The 15,550-nt window shown below is 37.2% G+C and carries 13 protein-coding genes and 1 pseudogene; 10 read left to right on the top strand and 4 right to left on the bottom strand.

Annotated elements, in window-relative coordinates; genetic code table 11:
- Positions 1-255 precede the first annotated feature (255 nt).
- Together F8M42_RS08925 and F8M42_RS08920 are read right to left on the bottom strand one after the other, a co-directional pair.
- Positions 256-1,575 carry an amidohydrolase gene (locus F8M42_RS08925; RefSeq protein WP_182186079.1) on the bottom strand — a complete coding sequence of 440 codons (1,320 nt, stop codon included), beginning with the start codon at positions 1,573-1,575 and terminating at the stop codon, positions 256-258.
- Between the two features lie 310 nt (positions 1,576-1,885).
- A complete protein-coding gene (locus tag F8M42_RS08920; protein ID WP_182186077.1) occupies positions 1,886-2,449 on the bottom strand; it encodes an N-acetylmuramoyl-L-alanine amidase family protein in 564 nt (187 codons plus the stop codon).
- 263 nt (positions 2,450-2,712) lie between these two features.
- On the opposite strand from F8M42_RS08920, the gene F8M42_RS08915 reads away from it, so the two are divergent.
- Entirely contained in the window at positions 2,713-2,937 is a 225-nt protein-coding gene (locus tag F8M42_RS08915) for a DUF1659 domain-containing protein (RefSeq protein WP_182186075.1), read from the top strand.
- A gap of 35 nt (positions 2,938-2,972) precedes the next feature.
- Positions 2,973-3,188: a DUF2922 domain-containing protein gene (locus tag F8M42_RS08910; RefSeq protein ID WP_182186074.1), complete on the top strand. Its 216-nt coding sequence runs from the start codon at positions 2,973-2,975 to the stop codon at positions 3,186-3,188.
- 54 nt (positions 3,189-3,242) lie between these two features.
- Here F8M42_RS08910 and F8M42_RS08905 read toward each other — a convergent pair whose 3' ends face one another.
- On the bottom strand, positions 3,243-3,755 hold the full coding sequence (locus tag F8M42_RS08905; protein ID WP_182186072.1) for a sigma-70 family RNA polymerase sigma factor: 513 nt from the start codon (positions 3,753-3,755) through the stop codon (positions 3,243-3,245).
- Between the two features lie 153 nt (positions 3,756-3,908).
- Here F8M42_RS08905 and F8M42_RS08900 point away from each other — a divergent pair, with 153 nt between their 5' ends.
- The 7 genes and pseudogenes from F8M42_RS08900 to F8M42_RS08870 all read left to right on the top strand — a co-directional run bounded on the left by F8M42_RS08900 (position 3,909) and on the right by F8M42_RS08870 (position 10,535).
- Complete coding sequence (locus F8M42_RS08900; protein WP_182186071.1) at positions 3,909-4,349, top strand: phage holin family protein; 441 nt, start codon at positions 3,909-3,911, stop codon at positions 4,347-4,349.
- Between the two features lie 133 nt (positions 4,350-4,482).
- The gene (locus F8M42_RS08895; protein WP_182186069.1) at positions 4,483-5,847 is read left to right on the top strand and encodes a glycoside hydrolase family 1 protein; all 1,365 of its coding nucleotides are present in this window, start codon (positions 4,483-4,485) and stop codon (positions 5,845-5,847) included.
- A gap of 12 nt (positions 5,848-5,859) precedes the next feature.
- Positions 5,860-7,194 (top strand): annotated as a pseudogene (locus F8M42_RS08890) (PTS sugar transporter subunit IIC).
- 2 nt (positions 7,195-7,196) lie between these two features.
- Entirely contained in the window at positions 7,197-7,505 is a 309-nt protein-coding gene (locus tag F8M42_RS08885; RefSeq protein ID WP_182186067.1) for a PTS sugar transporter subunit IIB, read from the top strand.
- A gap of 4 nt (positions 7,506-7,509) precedes the next feature.
- Entirely contained in the window at positions 7,510-7,848 is a 339-nt protein-coding gene (locus F8M42_RS08880; RefSeq protein WP_182186066.1) for a PTS lactose/cellobiose transporter subunit IIA, read from the top strand.
- A gap of 107 nt (positions 7,849-7,955) precedes the next feature.
- On the top strand, positions 7,956-9,860 hold the full coding sequence (locus tag F8M42_RS08875; RefSeq protein WP_182186064.1) for a BglG family transcription antiterminator: 1,905 nt from the start codon (positions 7,956-7,958) through the stop codon (positions 9,858-9,860).
- Between the two features lie 222 nt (positions 9,861-10,082).
- Positions 10,083-10,535 (top strand): YhcH/YjgK/YiaL family protein, encoded by a 453-nt coding sequence (locus F8M42_RS08870; protein ID WP_182186063.1) that lies wholly within the window; start codon positions 10,083-10,085, stop codon positions 10,533-10,535.
- A gap of 117 nt (positions 10,536-10,652) precedes the next feature.
- On the opposite strand, the gene F8M42_RS08865 is transcribed toward F8M42_RS08870, so the two are convergent.
- Positions 10,653-12,086, bottom strand: coding sequence for an S-layer homology domain-containing protein (locus tag F8M42_RS08865; protein ID WP_182186061.1), 1,434 nt, complete (start codon positions 12,084-12,086; stop codon positions 10,653-10,655).
- Between the two features lie 1,983 nt (positions 12,087-14,069).
- Between F8M42_RS08865 and F8M42_RS08860 the strand changes: the two genes are divergently transcribed.
- A complete protein-coding gene (locus F8M42_RS08860) occupies positions 14,070-15,509 on the top strand; it encodes an S-layer homology domain-containing protein (protein ID WP_182186059.1) in 1,440 nt (479 codons plus the stop codon).
- The last annotated feature ends 41 nt before the right edge of the window (positions 15,510-15,550 follow it).

Raw genomic sequence — 15,550 nt, 5'->3', positions numbered from 1 at the left:
CTCTGTTTGAATTACTTTTCAATAAAGTATTTTTATAATTTTGTGGCAAAATCTGCCTGTATTTTCGATAAACATTGATATATAAATAAATTTATAGACAAAATGAGACATTTTTCAAAAGAAGCTAAATAAAGATTAACAGTATAATTGATTTACAACATACCATAAATAAATTTCCAGCGTGATTAAAAATACTCCTTATGAAAAATGTCCCTAAAAATTAAATTGTTTATTTTATATTTATGCTTAGCCGGATTATTTGTTATCACCGAGCAGCAAACCGGCTGCTGTACAAGTAAGTGCCTTTACTGAATAGCCCAGTGCTTTTTCATCAAAATCAAAATGTGAATCATGATGTCCGGCTGCCAGATCAGCGCCGACCATTACATAAGCGGCTTGCCCACCGTTTTCCTGTACACGTTCCATAAAATAGGAGAAATCTTCACTGGCACCAAAATCGCAGTCATCAACTATATTGTTAAATATGCCTAATTCTTCGGCTTGACTGTGAATATATTTTGCTAATTCGGGCGTATTGTTGGCACCGGCAGCACCACCGACTTTTTCAATTTGTATTTTGACATCATACATTTGCGCAGCTGCTTTTAATATGCGTTGTGCTTCGGTTTCCATATATTTGTTGATATTACTGGAACCACCGCGGGTTTCCAGTTTTATTAAAGCTTTATCACCAATAATATTGCGTCCGCTGCCCGCTTCAAGTGTGCCAACATTTATGCGTGATACACCTTCAGAATGACGAGAGATAGCATGGAGATTAAGAGTTGCACAAGCTGCCGCTAAAAGTGCATTTTTCCCTGTTTCCGGAGCGGCTCCGGCATGTGCCGGTACGCCGGTAAAATATGCGTCATATTTGCTGGTAGCTAAAAATCCTTTGACATTGCAGGCAATACTGCCGGTTTTTCTCATCTTGAATCCGAAATGGGCACCCAGCATATAATTTACGTCATCGACATCACCGTTTTCTACCATTGCTCTGGCACCACGGACGCCTTCTTCAGCTGGTTGAAAAATAAGTTTGATAGTTCCCTTGAGTTCATCCTTGAGACTGGATAGGATACCGGCCACTGCCAAGCCTACCGTAGTATGTCCATCATGACCGCAAGCATGCATTGCATTGGGATTTATGGAACAAAAACCTTCTCGGTACGGACGATGCTGTTCATTTTGTGTTTCTGAAACATCATTTGAGTCCATATCAAAACGCAGTGCAACAACCGGGCCATTATTGGAAAAATTCATTGTGCCAATAATACCGGTCAGGCCGCCGCTCATTTTTTCAACCCAGGTCTTGTCTGCTCCTTGATCCACAGCACGTTTTTGAGCCGCCTTAAGGATGGTTTCGTCTGGAACACCCATCATGGCAGATTTTTTTATTGCTGCTTCACCGGTTTTCACCGTGTAGCCTAATCTTGTAAGTTCATCAGCTACTAAAGAAGCTGTACGAAATTCAGTCCAGCCCGGTTCAGGATGACGATGAATATCACGGCGTCTTTCCACTAGCTGTGGTTGCATTGCATCAGCCATTTTTACAATCTGTTTACATAATCTCATTGATTTCGTCTCCCTTGTGTGATACAAGTTGTGTATTATGTTTATCGAATATTAAATATTGTATCATGTATACAATATGCAGTCAATATATGAATCAGTTTGTTGTGAATAATTGCATAATTATAATTATTCATAACAATAAGCTGCATTTCTGTTCATAAGTATGCAATATACCACAATTTTTATCCACATTTAGAATGGTGGCGATCGCACACAGTGGTGGAGCGGAGTACATTTTTATGGTGTCAATGCTGCTCATGCAATAACACTTACTTGAACTATATCACATAAAGAAAGATAATATCAGTTATTAATTCAGATGGCACCAATAGTCAGTGATACCGCGAGCTATGGCAGAGGCTAAAGAATTTTGCTTTTCGACCAGGATGCGGGCATCAGCATCGTTGTCAATAAAAGCAACTTCAATCAATATTGCGGGCATAACAGTATGGTTTAGAACAATCAGATCCAAGCGTTCCTTTATGCCGCGGTCAGGTATATCGGAATCAATGCCGTGCAGGGTTTTGCTGAGTTGCTGTCGGATATGCTGTGCTAATATACCAGCTTGGCTTTTTTCCTTTCGGCAAAGAATTTCTGTGCCACGGACTGTAGTATTATAAGCATTGCAGTGCATCGATATAAATATGTCAGCCGGCCAGTTATTGGCAGCATGGCAGACATTGGGAAAAGCAGGAGCTTCACCGCATAGATTATCACTTTGCAGCAGCATAACAGCGCAGCCGGCACTTTCCAGCTTACTGGCAAGCAGTCGGCCAAGTGAAAGTACAATATCGCATTCACGCAGTAAAAGATGTCCATTGACGGCACCACTGTCAATACCGGGCATGTGACCGGGATTTATAAAAACTTTCATTATGTTAGTACCTCCTGTTTATTATTATTTCATATATATACATGACGGCAAAAGGCATTTTTACTATATAGATATAGATAATTGTGTAAGTTTGCTTTATAAGAACAGGAAATAAATTATTTCCGCATGGCGGATCATGTTATTTTTTGTCAAAGTTTTTAGCAGATTTATCATATTTTTTCTTACCGGCATAAATAAAAATAAAGTTATAGTTGTATTTTTTGTGATTCAAGGCATGTATATAAGTGAAAGGGGGAATGAAGATGCCAGCAATAAAAACTGACCAGAGCACAAAGCTCATAATTAAGGTCCAAACTGGTGTAACCGAAAGCGGTAAAGCAAAATACAGCCAGCGCAGCTTTGCATCCATCAATCCGGCTACAGCCGATGATGGGTTACTCACAGTTGGAAAATCCATCAGTGAACTGCAGAAATATCCTGCAGGCGTGATAATGCGCCAGGATGTATGCACGCTTGATGAGGCGTGATGAAACTGTATTTTTATGAATGAGGAGGTGAAAAAATGGCTGCTAAGAAAAATTTACAAATGGTATTTTTACTGGAAGATGGCAAAAAGGCCAGTTATAATCTGGCTGAACCTAAAGACGACATTTCCAGAGCAGCGGTGGAAGGTGTAATGAATGATATGATTGCCAAAAATGTCATTTTGAAAAACGCTTCAGCTGCATCCCGGATAGAGGGGATTTATGTGAAAGCGACAGATACTGTTGAACTTTAACTTTATCTGACACAAAAACTGCCAGGGCATTTTCAGCCTTGGCAGTTTTTCTTTTTAGGTTAATGTCTTTTTTAGTAAGGCAAGTGCCTGCTTTTGACCGGCAGCAACGGCTTGCTGCGATATTTGCAGAAATCCGGCAGTTTCGGTTTGTGTAAAACCCTGCAGCAGTGTGTAATCAATAATCTGACGCTGACGCGTAGACAATTGTTTCAAAGCTATCGCCAAGATATTTTTATCAATAATGCGATCTTCAAAATTGAGCTGCAGATTAATTAGTGAACTGCTGTTGTCATCGACCTGTTCTAAAGGGAGTTCCCGCTGCCAGCTGCGGCGCTGCTTTTTGAAAAGAGTATAAAGGTCACCGTAGATTTTGGCTTTTACGTATCCGGCAAATGGTATGGAACGGCTTGCATCGAATTGCCGGACAGCTTCGCAGAAGCTTAGTACAGCTTGTGCGTAAGCTTCTTCATAGAATGAACGTAAATGATTTTGACCGGCAGCTTTACGCAGTAAACCTTGATAGTTCTTCAATAAAGATTCCAGATTTTTTTCATCAGTTGTATACATGTTCTCACCTTATAGTGAGAAGCCGGCCTCTCGTATTTTGCGCTGTCAACAGCATAACGGGAAAACATTCAATATACAAAGACTATCCGGCCGGTGGGAAGAAGAAAAATGTTCATGGACAGATTTGGATTTCAGAAAGGAGATGATATAAAAATGCTGAGAAATCTTATTCCGATAAAGCTTGAATGGGAAGCGGGCATAGCAGCGTCACTGATTGGAAAAACCGTTTCGTATCTATGGGGAGGCTTTGATAAATCTATGGAAACTTTACTAGTTTTTATGGCAATTGATTATGTTAGCGGTGTTATTGCTGCATATGAGAATCCCCGGCAAAAACTTAACAGCAGACGCGGTTTTTGGGGGATAGGCAGGAAAGTGATGATTTTATTACTGGTTGCTGTTGCCCATTTCACGGATTATGTTACAGGACAGGATAATATCCGCACATTGATAGTATTTTTTTTCATTGGTAATGAAGGCTTGTCTATTTTGGAAAATGCGGCTAATGCCGGGGTTCCGATACCGGAACGGTTGAGAAAAAATTTGCAGCAGTTAACTGAAAATAAACAAACTAAAAATAATAAAAATGTTTAGGGACTGGTAAAATGGAAATTGTATAAATTATGTAAATTGCACTGTACAGTGCAATTTGTAAGTTGAATGGTGAAGGGGAAATTATATAAAATATGATTAATAAAGGATGACTAATAAAGGAGAATGAATAACTATGCAAAATAAATTTTTCTGGGGAAACAGTGTGAGCAGCATGCAGACAGAAGGAGGCTGGAATGAAGGTGGTAAAAGTCTTTCAGTATATGACGCGCAAAAACCGGCAAAGGATTTAAGTGACTGGCATTTTGCCAATGATAATTTTCATAATTTTGCAGAAGATTTTGATTTGATGAAAGATGCCGGGATGAATATGTATCGCTTCCAAATAAGCTGGTCGCGTGTCGTAAAAGACGGTACCGGCGCATGGAATGAAGCAGGAATTGAATATTATGATCATTTTATTGATGAATTGATAAAACGTGGTATTGAGCCAATGATATGCTTATACCATTTTGACATGCCGCTTTATCTCGCAGAAAAGTATAATGGTTTTTTAAGTAAAGAAACAGTAAAAGCATTTGTTCGCTTTGGTAAGGAAATGGTAAAACGCTTTTCTGCAAAATGCAAATGGTGGATAACTTTCAATGAGCAGAATCTTTATTCACAGCCAGATATAGCCTTCAGGATAGCAGGATATGTTAAAGGCGATAAAACTACTGATGAATTGTACCAAATAATGCATAATGTAATGACGGCACATGCGCAGATATCAAATTTTATCCATGAAACATCTGACGCAAAGATCGGCGGGATGCTCGCATACAGTGAAGTATATCCGGCATCATGCCGGCCAAAGGATGTTGAGTGTGCCAGACAGTGGGACGAATTTATAAATTTTTCTTTGCTGGATTGTTTTGCCGGACAGGGATATTCACCGGCCATGTTAAAGCTGGTAAAAACCAAGCATATCGATATGAAGATGCTGCCGGAAGAATTAAAAGATATTGCTGACTTAAAAAATGATTTTCTGAGTTTTAGTTATTATGCGTCAACGACGGTCGATTCGACAAATATTACCGAAGAAACAGTGCCAAATTATTTTTTGATAAAAGGAAAGAAAGTAAATCCTTATATAGACTCCACAGAATGGAGCTGGCAGATAGATCCAGCAGGATTCAGGAATGTACTCAATAAAATGTATCAGCGCTATCGGATACCGGTATTTCCCATAGAAAACGGTATAGGCGTGCGGGAAAAATGGGATGGGGAAAATATAATTGAAGATGATTACCGGATAAAGTACCATAAGGAACATATAGATGCAATGCTGAAGGCAATCAATAAGGATGGAGTTGAAGTGCTCGGTTATCTGGGCTGGGGACTTATAGATATATTGAGTTCAGGCGGTGATATGGAAAAACGCTACGGTTTGGTTTATGTGAACAGGGGGAACCGTGACTTGCGTGATATGAAGCGGGTACCGAAAAAGAGTTATTTTTGGTTTAAAAAGGTAATAGCATCTGGTGGGAATGATATGTAGGGGGGAAGTATAATGAATGGAGAAAAATTTAATGAGATAAGCGATAAATTTGCTGAAATAGCTGTTAAAATCGGCAATAACATCTACCTGAGGACTTTGCGGGATGCATTTATAACTATAATGCCGGTGTTTATATTGGCCGGACTGGCAGTAATGATCAATAATGTAATATTTCCGTTGATAGCTGAGGGGGAAAGCCTTAAAAAACTGCAGTTATTTGGTAACGTATTAACAAACGGAACGTTGAATATAGCCGGACTGCTTATTGCAGTGATGATAGCATATTTATATTCAGTTAATAGAAATTTTAAAAATCCGATTTCTACAGTGGTTATTTCACTGTCAAGTCTGATAATAATGATGGCAAGTACTGTTTCCATTACACCGGACGGCGGTGAAGGTGCGATGTCAATTACCAACGGGGTGCTGCTGTTCAATCACATAGGAACAAAGGGAATGTTTGCCGGAATAATTATTGGACTTGTATCGTCGATGCTGTATATTAAATTGACTGAGTTAAAATGCATGCAGATAAATATGCCGGAAGGTGTTCCACCGCAGGTAGGAAAGACTTTCAGTGTATTGTTATCATCGATGCTTACTCTTGTAATCATGGGGATGCTGTCAAGTTTTCTGCAGGTCGTGATGAACACTGATTTAATACAAGTAATATCGGCAATGGTACAGGAACCGCTGCGCTCAATAAATACATCTTTACCGGGATATTTGCTGATATATTCATGCGGCAATCTGCTTTTTGCCTTGGGAATACATCAATCTGTCATAAATGGTTCACTGCTTGATCCAGTGATGCTGGTCAACATGAATGAAAACATGCAGGCTGTGCAGGCAGGGCAGCAGGCTCTGCATATAATCAATGCGGACTTTCAGACATGTTACGCATAATTGGGTGGGACTGGATTGACAATATCACTGTTGCTGGCAATCTTTATATTCAGCAAATATGAACCTTATAAAGATGTTGGTAAACTGGGACTTACACCGGGAATTTTTAATATCAATGAACCGATTATTTTCGGACTGCCGATTGTTTTTAACATCCCGATGATAATACCGTTTATCTTGTCACCTATTATTGGTTCATGTATAGGCTATTTTGCCACCGCCGTGGGATTTGTAAAACCTTTGTTCATTTATGTGCCATGGACAACGCCACCTCTGCTGTCGGGATTCCTGTCAAGCGGTGGTGACTGGAAGGTTGTTTTGCTTCAGGTGGTAATCATTGTAGTGACGACAATGTTTTATCTGCCGTTTTTAAAGATAAGTGAAAGAGTATCAATAAGAACTTATGAATTGGAAAGCCAGACAGAAGGAAAGGATGAATGAAGATGAAAAATATTTTGTTGGTTTGTTTAGGCGGGATGTCAACCAGCCTGATGGTACAGAAAATGGAAAAAGCAGCACAAAAAGATAATATCGCTGTGAGAATATGGGCGGTATCGGAAGCAGAAGCCCATAATAATTTTAACGAGGCAGATATTGTATTACTTGGACCGCAGTTAAAGTTTAAGTATAATGAATATAAGAAAATACTGGGCGATAAACCGGTTGAAATTATTAATATTGCCGATTATGGCCGTATGCAGGGAGAAAAAGTGTTGAAATGGGCATTAGCAATATTAGCAGGAAAGGAATAATGATATGGAAAGTACGGAAACACAATTTTTGACATTATTGTCCAACGCAGGTGCCGCACGTTCGTCTTATATAGAAGCTGTAAGCTATGCTGAAAAAAAAGATTTTGAAAAAGCGTCGGAATTGATAAAAGAAGGTGATAAGCTTTATGCCGAAGGGCACAAAGTACATTTTAAGATGATACAAAAAGAATCTGCCGGACAAAAAAATGAATTGTCATTGTTGCTGATTCACGCAGAAGATTTGCTTATCGGAGCGGAAATGTTCAAAATCGTAGCAGAGTCATTTATTAGAGTTTATAAAAATATGAATGACGAGATTAATGCCTTGAAGGGTATCCAATAATTGGTTTTCATGTTTAAGAGAAAAGATTATCCAGCCGGTGATAAATATCATTTCATTATGAGTTTTATTGCTGACTGGATAGTTGTTTCATGAAGGGAAGACTGTATATGGCATTGAAGGCACTCGATATATATCTGTATTTAAGCAGGCAAAAAGATTTTACAACCAGTAAAAAAATTGCTGTTGATTTTGGTGTCAGCACACGAACCATAAAAAGTTATATAAAAAAAATCAATATAAAATATGGCAAAAAAATTATAATTTCAACAAATCGGGGTTATCGTATCAATCCGCAGATGCCAACAGAAGATATAATAAAGGAACAAAATAATGATAATATAAAAACATCGGATGAACGGCGTGATTATATCGTAAAAAAAATTTTGATGATGCATGATAAATCCGTTGATATATTTGATTTATGTGAAGAACTTGATATTAGTTATTCAACAATAAATAATGACATAGCTAATTTGAATAAAATATTTGCACCATACAGGGTTAATATAATAGTAAAAAATGAACAGATTTTATTATCGGGAAAAGAAAAAGATATACGTAAATGGGTAAGTTCATGGATATATAACAATGATAAAAATTCATTTATGGATATTTATCGCTTTAAAGAATATTTTACAAAAGTGGATCTGGAAAAGCTTAGTTCTTTAGTAAGAGCATTTTTTGTCAGTCATAATATTTATATAAATGATTTTGGTTTTAATTTCGTACTATTGCATTTAGCTATTATTATTTATCGTAAAAAAAATAACAATATAATCAATGTGGAAAATAATATTAGTCCAGGGACAAAAATGGAAAATTCATTCAGCAGGACACTGTGTGTAAAATTAGAAAATGAATTTGATATTTTGCTGGATACAGCAGATAAATATGATATATATTTGCTGATAAAGTCAAATACAATAATTTCTTATCCCAAATCAATCAAGGGCCTTGTCGAAGCAATCGGCAAGGATTTTATAAATAAGATAAATAGTTATATAAAATCGGCAGAAAAAATGTATTTTGTAGATTTATCGAATAAGGCATTCGTCATCCCTTTTGCACTTCATGTACGCAATATGATTTTTCGCTTGAAGGATAATAAAATTTTGGCTAATCCTATGACAAGTGATATAAAAATTAAGAGTCCGATAATTTATGATATTGCAATATATATGGCATTATGCATCGGAAAAGATTTCAAGGTAAATATAACAGAGGATGAGACAGCCTTTTTGGCTATACATATAGCTGGTGAAATTGAGCGGCAGAATAAAACACAAGATAAAATTGACGCTGTCATTTTCTGTCCAAATTATCTTAATATAACATCATATCTGCAGAATAAATTGATGATAAATTTTGGCAATCAGTTGAATTTTGTTGATGTGGCCGATACTATGGATGACCTAAAGTCACTGCGATATGATATTCTTTTTACCGGGATAAAATTACCGAAAGGATATTGCGATAAAATTGTGGTGGAAATTTTGCCTTATTCTATTGAGAATAATCTGGGTGTTATTCAGGATGCAATTAATAAGGTATGGAGAAATAGAAAAAATGAGTTATTGAAGAAATATTTTGATCAATATTTTGAAAAAGAATTATTTTTTAGTGACATTGATCTTTTTTCCAGAAAAGAAATAATTCATTTTCTTTGTGAAAATCTGCAAAAACTAAAATATGTGGAAAAAAATTTTGAAAATGATATTATTCAGCGAGAAGCTGCTGCCAACACAGCTTTTGCGGGTATCGCAATACCGCATTCTATAAAAATGGATGCGATCAAGACATGTGTTTCAGTGGTGGTATCTAAAAAAGGGATTAAGTGGGGGGATGAAATCGAGCCGGTACATGTAGTTTTTTTATTGGCAATAAATAAAATGAACATCAGTATTTTTCGTAAGCTGTATGAGTCTCTTATATCAATTTTTTCTGCTCCAGTCATGACTGAGGAGATTAAAAAGTGCGATTCATTTAATGACTTTAAAGGTTTATTGGTGTAATATATATTATAATTTTATATTGTACTGGTATATTCAAAACCTCCCATTACAGAGTGGTATAAGCGTGGCGGCTTTAGGATAAATAAGGTAAGAATAAATTATCAGGACCGTTGCCAATCTAAAAGGCTGGTTATTCTTGAGGCAGACAGATTTGTTTTTGCAGGTCGTTATTTAACCGAGGCAATGTAAATCATCAATTAATTTATATAAAGGAGAGATTAAATGATTTTTGGCAATTTATATTATAATCAAACAGCAGTTTTGGGTCCGGATATAAAAAAATGTTTCCAATACTATAAACAAAATGACTTGGCAAGTATCAAACCGGGTTCATATGAAATAGAAGACCATCGGATATTTGTCAATATTGATGAATATAAGACACAGCCGGAACAGGAAAGGTTTTGGGAGGGACATAGAAAATATATAGATGTACATGTATTGATCAAGGGAACCGAGCGCATAGACACTGCTTTTAAGGAAAATATGCGGGAAAATCCCTATGATGAGCAAAAAGATATGCTCACATTGACCGGTGAAGCCCAAGCTTCAGTGTATATGCTGCGGGCAGGTGATTTCCTTATCTGCTATCCGGAGGATATACATAAGACAGCAATTCATGCTGAACTGCAAAATAAAGTGAAAAAGTGTATTTTTAAAATAGCTATTGATTGAACCTATAAATAAAAACCGCGTAATGAAAGGCCATAAACTTTTCATTACGCGGTTTTTTACCTATTAAATTAATCGATTAACAAAATAATAACGAAATAATATATATGCTGAAATTAATCAGAAGAAGAAGTCGATACGACCGTAAATAGCATTGTAGTCGGCGTCACTGCCACTGTAATCAGCAAATAACTGTTTGCCTTTATAATATTCAACGGTAGCCAGAATATTTTGGGCTACTGTATAGTCAGTTCCTATCTGCCAGCCCTTGGTGCCGCGGGCACTGATATCATAGGTAGGGTTAACAGTTGCAAACTGGCCCAGATAGCGATAGGCAGCGTAGATGTCATAAGAGCCGGGTTTAGTTATATCGGCACCTTTATATTTTAAGGTGATATCATAGGCTTTGCTTTGGTCATCACCCTTATAGCTTGAAGCTTCATCCATATTACTTTTAGCGTAAATGCCGAATAACTGGACATTTTTATCAAATTTATAACCTAAACCACCAACCCAGAAATTACTTTTATCAGCGCCGGCCTTTTGGATCTGGACAGTATTTCCCCCACTGTCTTTATTAGTAGCAAAAGCAGCATTCATATTGCGCAAAGAATAGTAGCCGGCTAGACCGCTAAAACCTTTGGTAGCTGCCTTATAACCTATTTCTAAGGAATCATAATCAGCAGTTCCATCATAAGCGTTTACTGCTGTGGCAGCAGCAAGGCTGTTGGCACTCTTGTTGTAGTCATAGCGGCCAATGGTGGCAATAGCATAAGCTGATTTGTCCTTATTGAGACTCCAATTGAATTCGGCACCGCTGATGCTGTCATCGATTATCATACCGGTTCCAAAGGTGTTATCACTGTATGTCGGTAATTTACCAAGTTTGGCAGTTGCACCAAATAATGGGCCTTGTACATAAATGCGGTCAACAACTGTATCACTCTTATCTGTGCCACCATTAGCATTATTGCTGCCGGTTCCATTCGTACTGCCGCTGTTGTTGGCAGAATTGGCATTGGAATAATATCTGATACGGGCATTAGCTGTCCAGCCGCTGTTGCCGATAAAAGCCTTAGGTTCAAGACGGAATTCATACTGGGTATTATTGGTTCTGTCTGCTACTGAACCATTAGCATTTCGCACATTATCATCTTTAATGCCACGATAATAGTATCTTAATCTGCCGCCCCATTTAACATTGTCGGATTTCTTTTCAAGATCTGATACGCGGACGCCAAGGTTGTCGAGTTCTTCGGAGAATTCAGCAGCCAGTTTGTCGACAAGAGCTTTATCAGCTTTGTCAATATCGGTCTTGGTCATGGCTTTTGCTACGATCTGGGCCATTTCATAACGGGTCATTGTTTCCTGGCCTTTGTATGTGCCGTCGCCATAACCGTCAACGATACCGTCAGCAGCCAGTTTTGATACAGCGTCATATGCCCAGCTGTCGGCTGGTACATCACTGAACGGATTAGCCGCAGCAAAGGTCGTACTGGCAGCACCGATGACTAAAGCACCGGTAATCATTGAGACGAGAGTTCTTTTTTTCATTAAAGATTCCTCCTAAATTGTGTTGGACAGATTGGAGAAAAAAATAATTGAGTTACCGTGTTCCCTCAAAAATTATTTTCTTAATTCTGACCTACTAACATATTATCATTATTTATAATTGTAGGCAAATGTATAAATTTTAAAGAGAATTTATTTTTGACATTTGTAAATCCTTATATATTAGGGAAAAAGCTAATATATGTATGTATTTATTTACGAATTCATTTTTAAAATACAATATAAAATATTGATTAACAGGGTATTAACGATATGTTATAGGAATGTTAATAAAAATAATATTCATTTCATATAAGCATAAAAAATATTAGATTATTTATTAAGATAACAAATATATATAAAGAAACAATTATAAAAAAATATAAATAATATTTATTGGTACTGTCTCTGAAGTATAATTTTTGGAAGTAATAATTAAGGATAAGGGTTCCTTTTTTCTTTATAAAGTTGATAATGTATATTAGTATTTATTGACATCTATATTTAATGAAGGTAACCCCTCAGTCGGCTGCGCCGACAGCTCCCCTGGAAGGGAGCCTTTAAATCAGTGATTTTTTACAGCATATTGGAAGATACTTACCATATGTCAGCATCTTGAGGGGAAACTTTGGATTAGTGTTCTTTTATGAATTCTCTTATGAAGTAGAAGAAAATATTTATTGCATTTTCCAATACGTTGAATTTTATTCTTTAATGGTAAACTGTTTTGATATCACTATTTATTAGATATATAATAAATTACGCACCTTAAAGCCCTCCTTGACGGGAAGGGTTTATTCTTGAACTTTCGCATTAAAATATTGTTTTGTTTAAGGGTAACCCCTCAGTCGGCTGCGCCGACAGCTCCCCTGGAAGGGAGCCTTTAAATTAATGATTTCTTACAATATGTTAGAAGATACTTATCATATTCTTATATCTTGAAGGAAGCCTTTGGATTAGTAATTTCTTACAATATGCCTATATTTTGAAAGGAACCTTTGAATTAGTGTTCTTTTATGAATTCTCTTATGAAGTAGAAGAAAATATTTATTGCATTTTCCAATACGTTGAATTTTATTCTTTAATGGTAAACTGTTTTGATATCACTATTTATTAGATATATAATAAATTACGCACCTTAAAGCCCTCCTTGACAGGGAGGGTTTATTCTTAAACTTTCGCATTAAAATATTGTTTTGTTTAAGGGTAACCCCTCAGTCGGCTGCGCCGACAGCTCCCCTGGAAGGGAGCCTTTAAATTAATAATTTCTTACAATATGTTAGAAGATACTTATCATATTCTTATATCTTGAAAGGAACCTTTGGATTAGTGTTTTCTTATGAAGTAGAAAGAAACATTTATTGCATTTCCCAATAGGTTGAATTTTATTCTTTAATGGTAAACTGTTTTGATATCACTATTTATTAGATATATAATAAATTACGCACCTTAAAGCCCTCCTTGACAGGGAGGGTTTATTCTTAAACTTTCGCATTAAAATATTGTTTTGTTTAAGGGTAACCCCTCAGTCGGCTGCGCCGACAGCTCCCCTGGAAGGGAGCCTTCGGGTCAGTGATTTATTACAACATGTTAGAAGATACTTATCGTATTCTTATATCTTGAAAGGAACCTTTGGATTAGTGTTTTCTTATGAATTCTCCTATGAAATAGAACGAAGCATTTATCACGTTCGCCAATATATTGAAATTTATTTTTATAATTAGAAAAATACAGATTATTTACGCTTACAATTCTGGAAAAAAGTAATTAAGTATGAACTATTTATATAAAATAGCTTGAAACGACAAGATAAACAACGGATAAAAATATGTCAGAAAAAATTCAAAATAGCTTGCTTTTTTTTTAACGATATGGTAATATGGTCACAGGTTCGAAACAGGCAAGGCGAAAATGTTGAGGAAACGTGGATACTCATACGATTTCCCTGCTGAGATTTTGGACACAAAATTTTAGGAGGAATTTTTGATGAAAACAAAAACTCTCGTATCAATGATTACCGGTGCTTTAGTCATCGGTGCTGCCAGCACAACTTTTGCTGCAGCTAATCCTTTCAGCGATGTACCGGCTGACAGCTGGGCATATGACGCTGTATCAAAACTGGCTGCTGACGGTATCGTTGACGGTTATGGCGACGGCACATACAAGGGCCAGGAAACAATGACCCGTTATGAAATGGCCCAGATCGTAGCAAAAGCCATGACCAAGACCGATATCGACAAAGCTGATAAAGCTCTTGTTGACAAACTGGCTGCTGAATTCTCCGAAGAACTCGACAACCTCGGTGTTCGCGTATCAGATCTCGAAAAGAAATCCGACAATGTTAAATGGGGCGGCGAATTAAAGTATTCTTATGCAGGTATTAAATCACCAGCAAAAGATACAGCAGGAACAAGTTATGTTGATAAAACATCTGATCGTCAGAACAATAATACTTATGAATTCCGTCTTGAACCAAAAGCTTTTATCGGCAACAGCGGCTGGACTGCTAATGCCCGTATCAGATACTATTCCAATGCCAATTCTGCCAACAACAGCGGCAGTACGAATGGAACCGGCAGCAATAATGCTAATGGCGGTACGGATAAGAGCGATACAGTTGTTGATCGTATCTATGTTGAAGGTCCTTTATTCGGCGCTGATACCAAACTCGGTAAACTCGATACCTACAGTGATGATACCTTCGGTTCAGGCATGATCATCGATGATAATATCAGCGGTGCCCAGTTCAAATGGAATATGGGCAAAGACAAGACTAGCTATGTAAAAGCCGTTGTTGGTCGTTATGATTTTGATTCAGCATCAAATGCTGCTTCAGCTGCTCATAATGCTTATGATGGTACTGGTAACTACGGTTCTTTCGAAGCTGGTTATAAACCGGCTAAGGGACTTAGTGCTATGGCAGGATACTATACTTTAAGAAATATTAAGAATGGTGATTTTGCAACTGGTAATAGGGGTGATGGTACGATCGATACCCTTAACAAGGGCAATTCCGATAATGATGGAATTTGGGCAGCAGGCTTAGGTTATAAGTTTGATAAGAATGTAAACATATATGGTATCTATGCTAAGAGTAATCTTGATGCGGTAACTGGTTATAAGGGTGATGCTCAGGATAAGGCATATGATATTACGTTATCTTATAAAGGTGCAGATGCTTCCAAAGCTGGTTCTTGGGGATTGTACACAGCTTATCGTTATTTAGGGCAGTTCGCTACAATTAACCCGACTTATGATGCTTCAACCCGTGGAACTAAAGGTTGGGAAGTAGGCGCACAATACACTGTTGCACAGAACATACTCGCTACATTACGTTACTATGATGGTAAAGATTTGTCGAATGATTTCTCTGGCTACAAGGGTGACTATAACAAACTTTATGGTGCTGTTGAATTCTTCTTCTGATCTTGACGCACTTAGTTTATTAGTAATATCTGACTATGGCT

The sequence above is a fragment of the Pectinatus frisingensis genome (assembly GCF_014076555.1).
GTDB lineage: Bacteria > Bacillota > Negativicutes > Selenomonadales > Selenomonadaceae > Pectinatus > Pectinatus frisingensis.
The sequence above is the reverse complement of the archived record's forward strand: the minus strand, read 5'-3'. Positions and strand labels throughout refer to the sequence as shown.

Coding starts and splice junctions, on each gene's coding strand:
- F8M42_RS08875 (WP_182186064.1), top strand. CDS start 7,956: ATGGCATTGAAGGCACTCGATATATATCTGTATTTAAGCAGGCAAAAA.
- F8M42_RS08915 (WP_182186075.1), top strand. CDS start 2,713: ATGCCAGCAATAAAAACTGACCAGAGCACAAAGCTCATAATTAAGGTC.
- F8M42_RS08925 (WP_182186079.1), bottom strand. CDS start 1,575: ATGAGATTATGTAAACAGATTGTAAAAATGGCTGATGCAATGCAACCA.
- F8M42_RS08905 (WP_182186072.1), bottom strand. CDS start 3,755: ATGTATACAACTGATGAAAAAAATCTGGAATCTTTATTGAAGAACTAT.
- F8M42_RS08880 (WP_182186066.1), top strand. CDS start 7,510: ATGGAAAGTACGGAAACACAATTTTTGACATTATTGTCCAACGCAGGT.
- F8M42_RS08860 (WP_182186059.1), top strand. CDS start 14,070: ATGAAAACAAAAACTCTCGTATCAATGATTACCGGTGCTTTAGTCATC.
- F8M42_RS08900 (WP_182186071.1), top strand. CDS start 3,909: ATGCTGAGAAATCTTATTCCGATAAAGCTTGAATGGGAAGCGGGCATA.
- F8M42_RS08895 (WP_182186069.1), top strand. CDS start 4,483: ATGCAAAATAAATTTTTCTGGGGAAACAGTGTGAGCAGCATGCAGACA.
- F8M42_RS08885 (WP_182186067.1), top strand. CDS start 7,197: ATGAAAAATATTTTGTTGGTTTGTTTAGGCGGGATGTCAACCAGCCTG.
- F8M42_RS08865 (WP_182186061.1), bottom strand. CDS start 12,086: ATGAAAAAAAGAACTCTCGTCTCAATGATTACCGGTGCTTTAGTCATC.
- F8M42_RS08910 (WP_182186074.1), top strand. CDS start 2,973: ATGGCTGCTAAGAAAAATTTACAAATGGTATTTTTACTGGAAGATGGC.
- F8M42_RS08920 (WP_182186077.1), bottom strand. CDS start 2,449: ATGAAAGTTTTTATAAATCCCGGTCACATGCCCGGTATTGACAGTGGT.
- F8M42_RS08870 (WP_182186063.1), top strand. CDS start 10,083: ATGATTTTTGGCAATTTATATTATAATCAAACAGCAGTTTTGGGTCCG.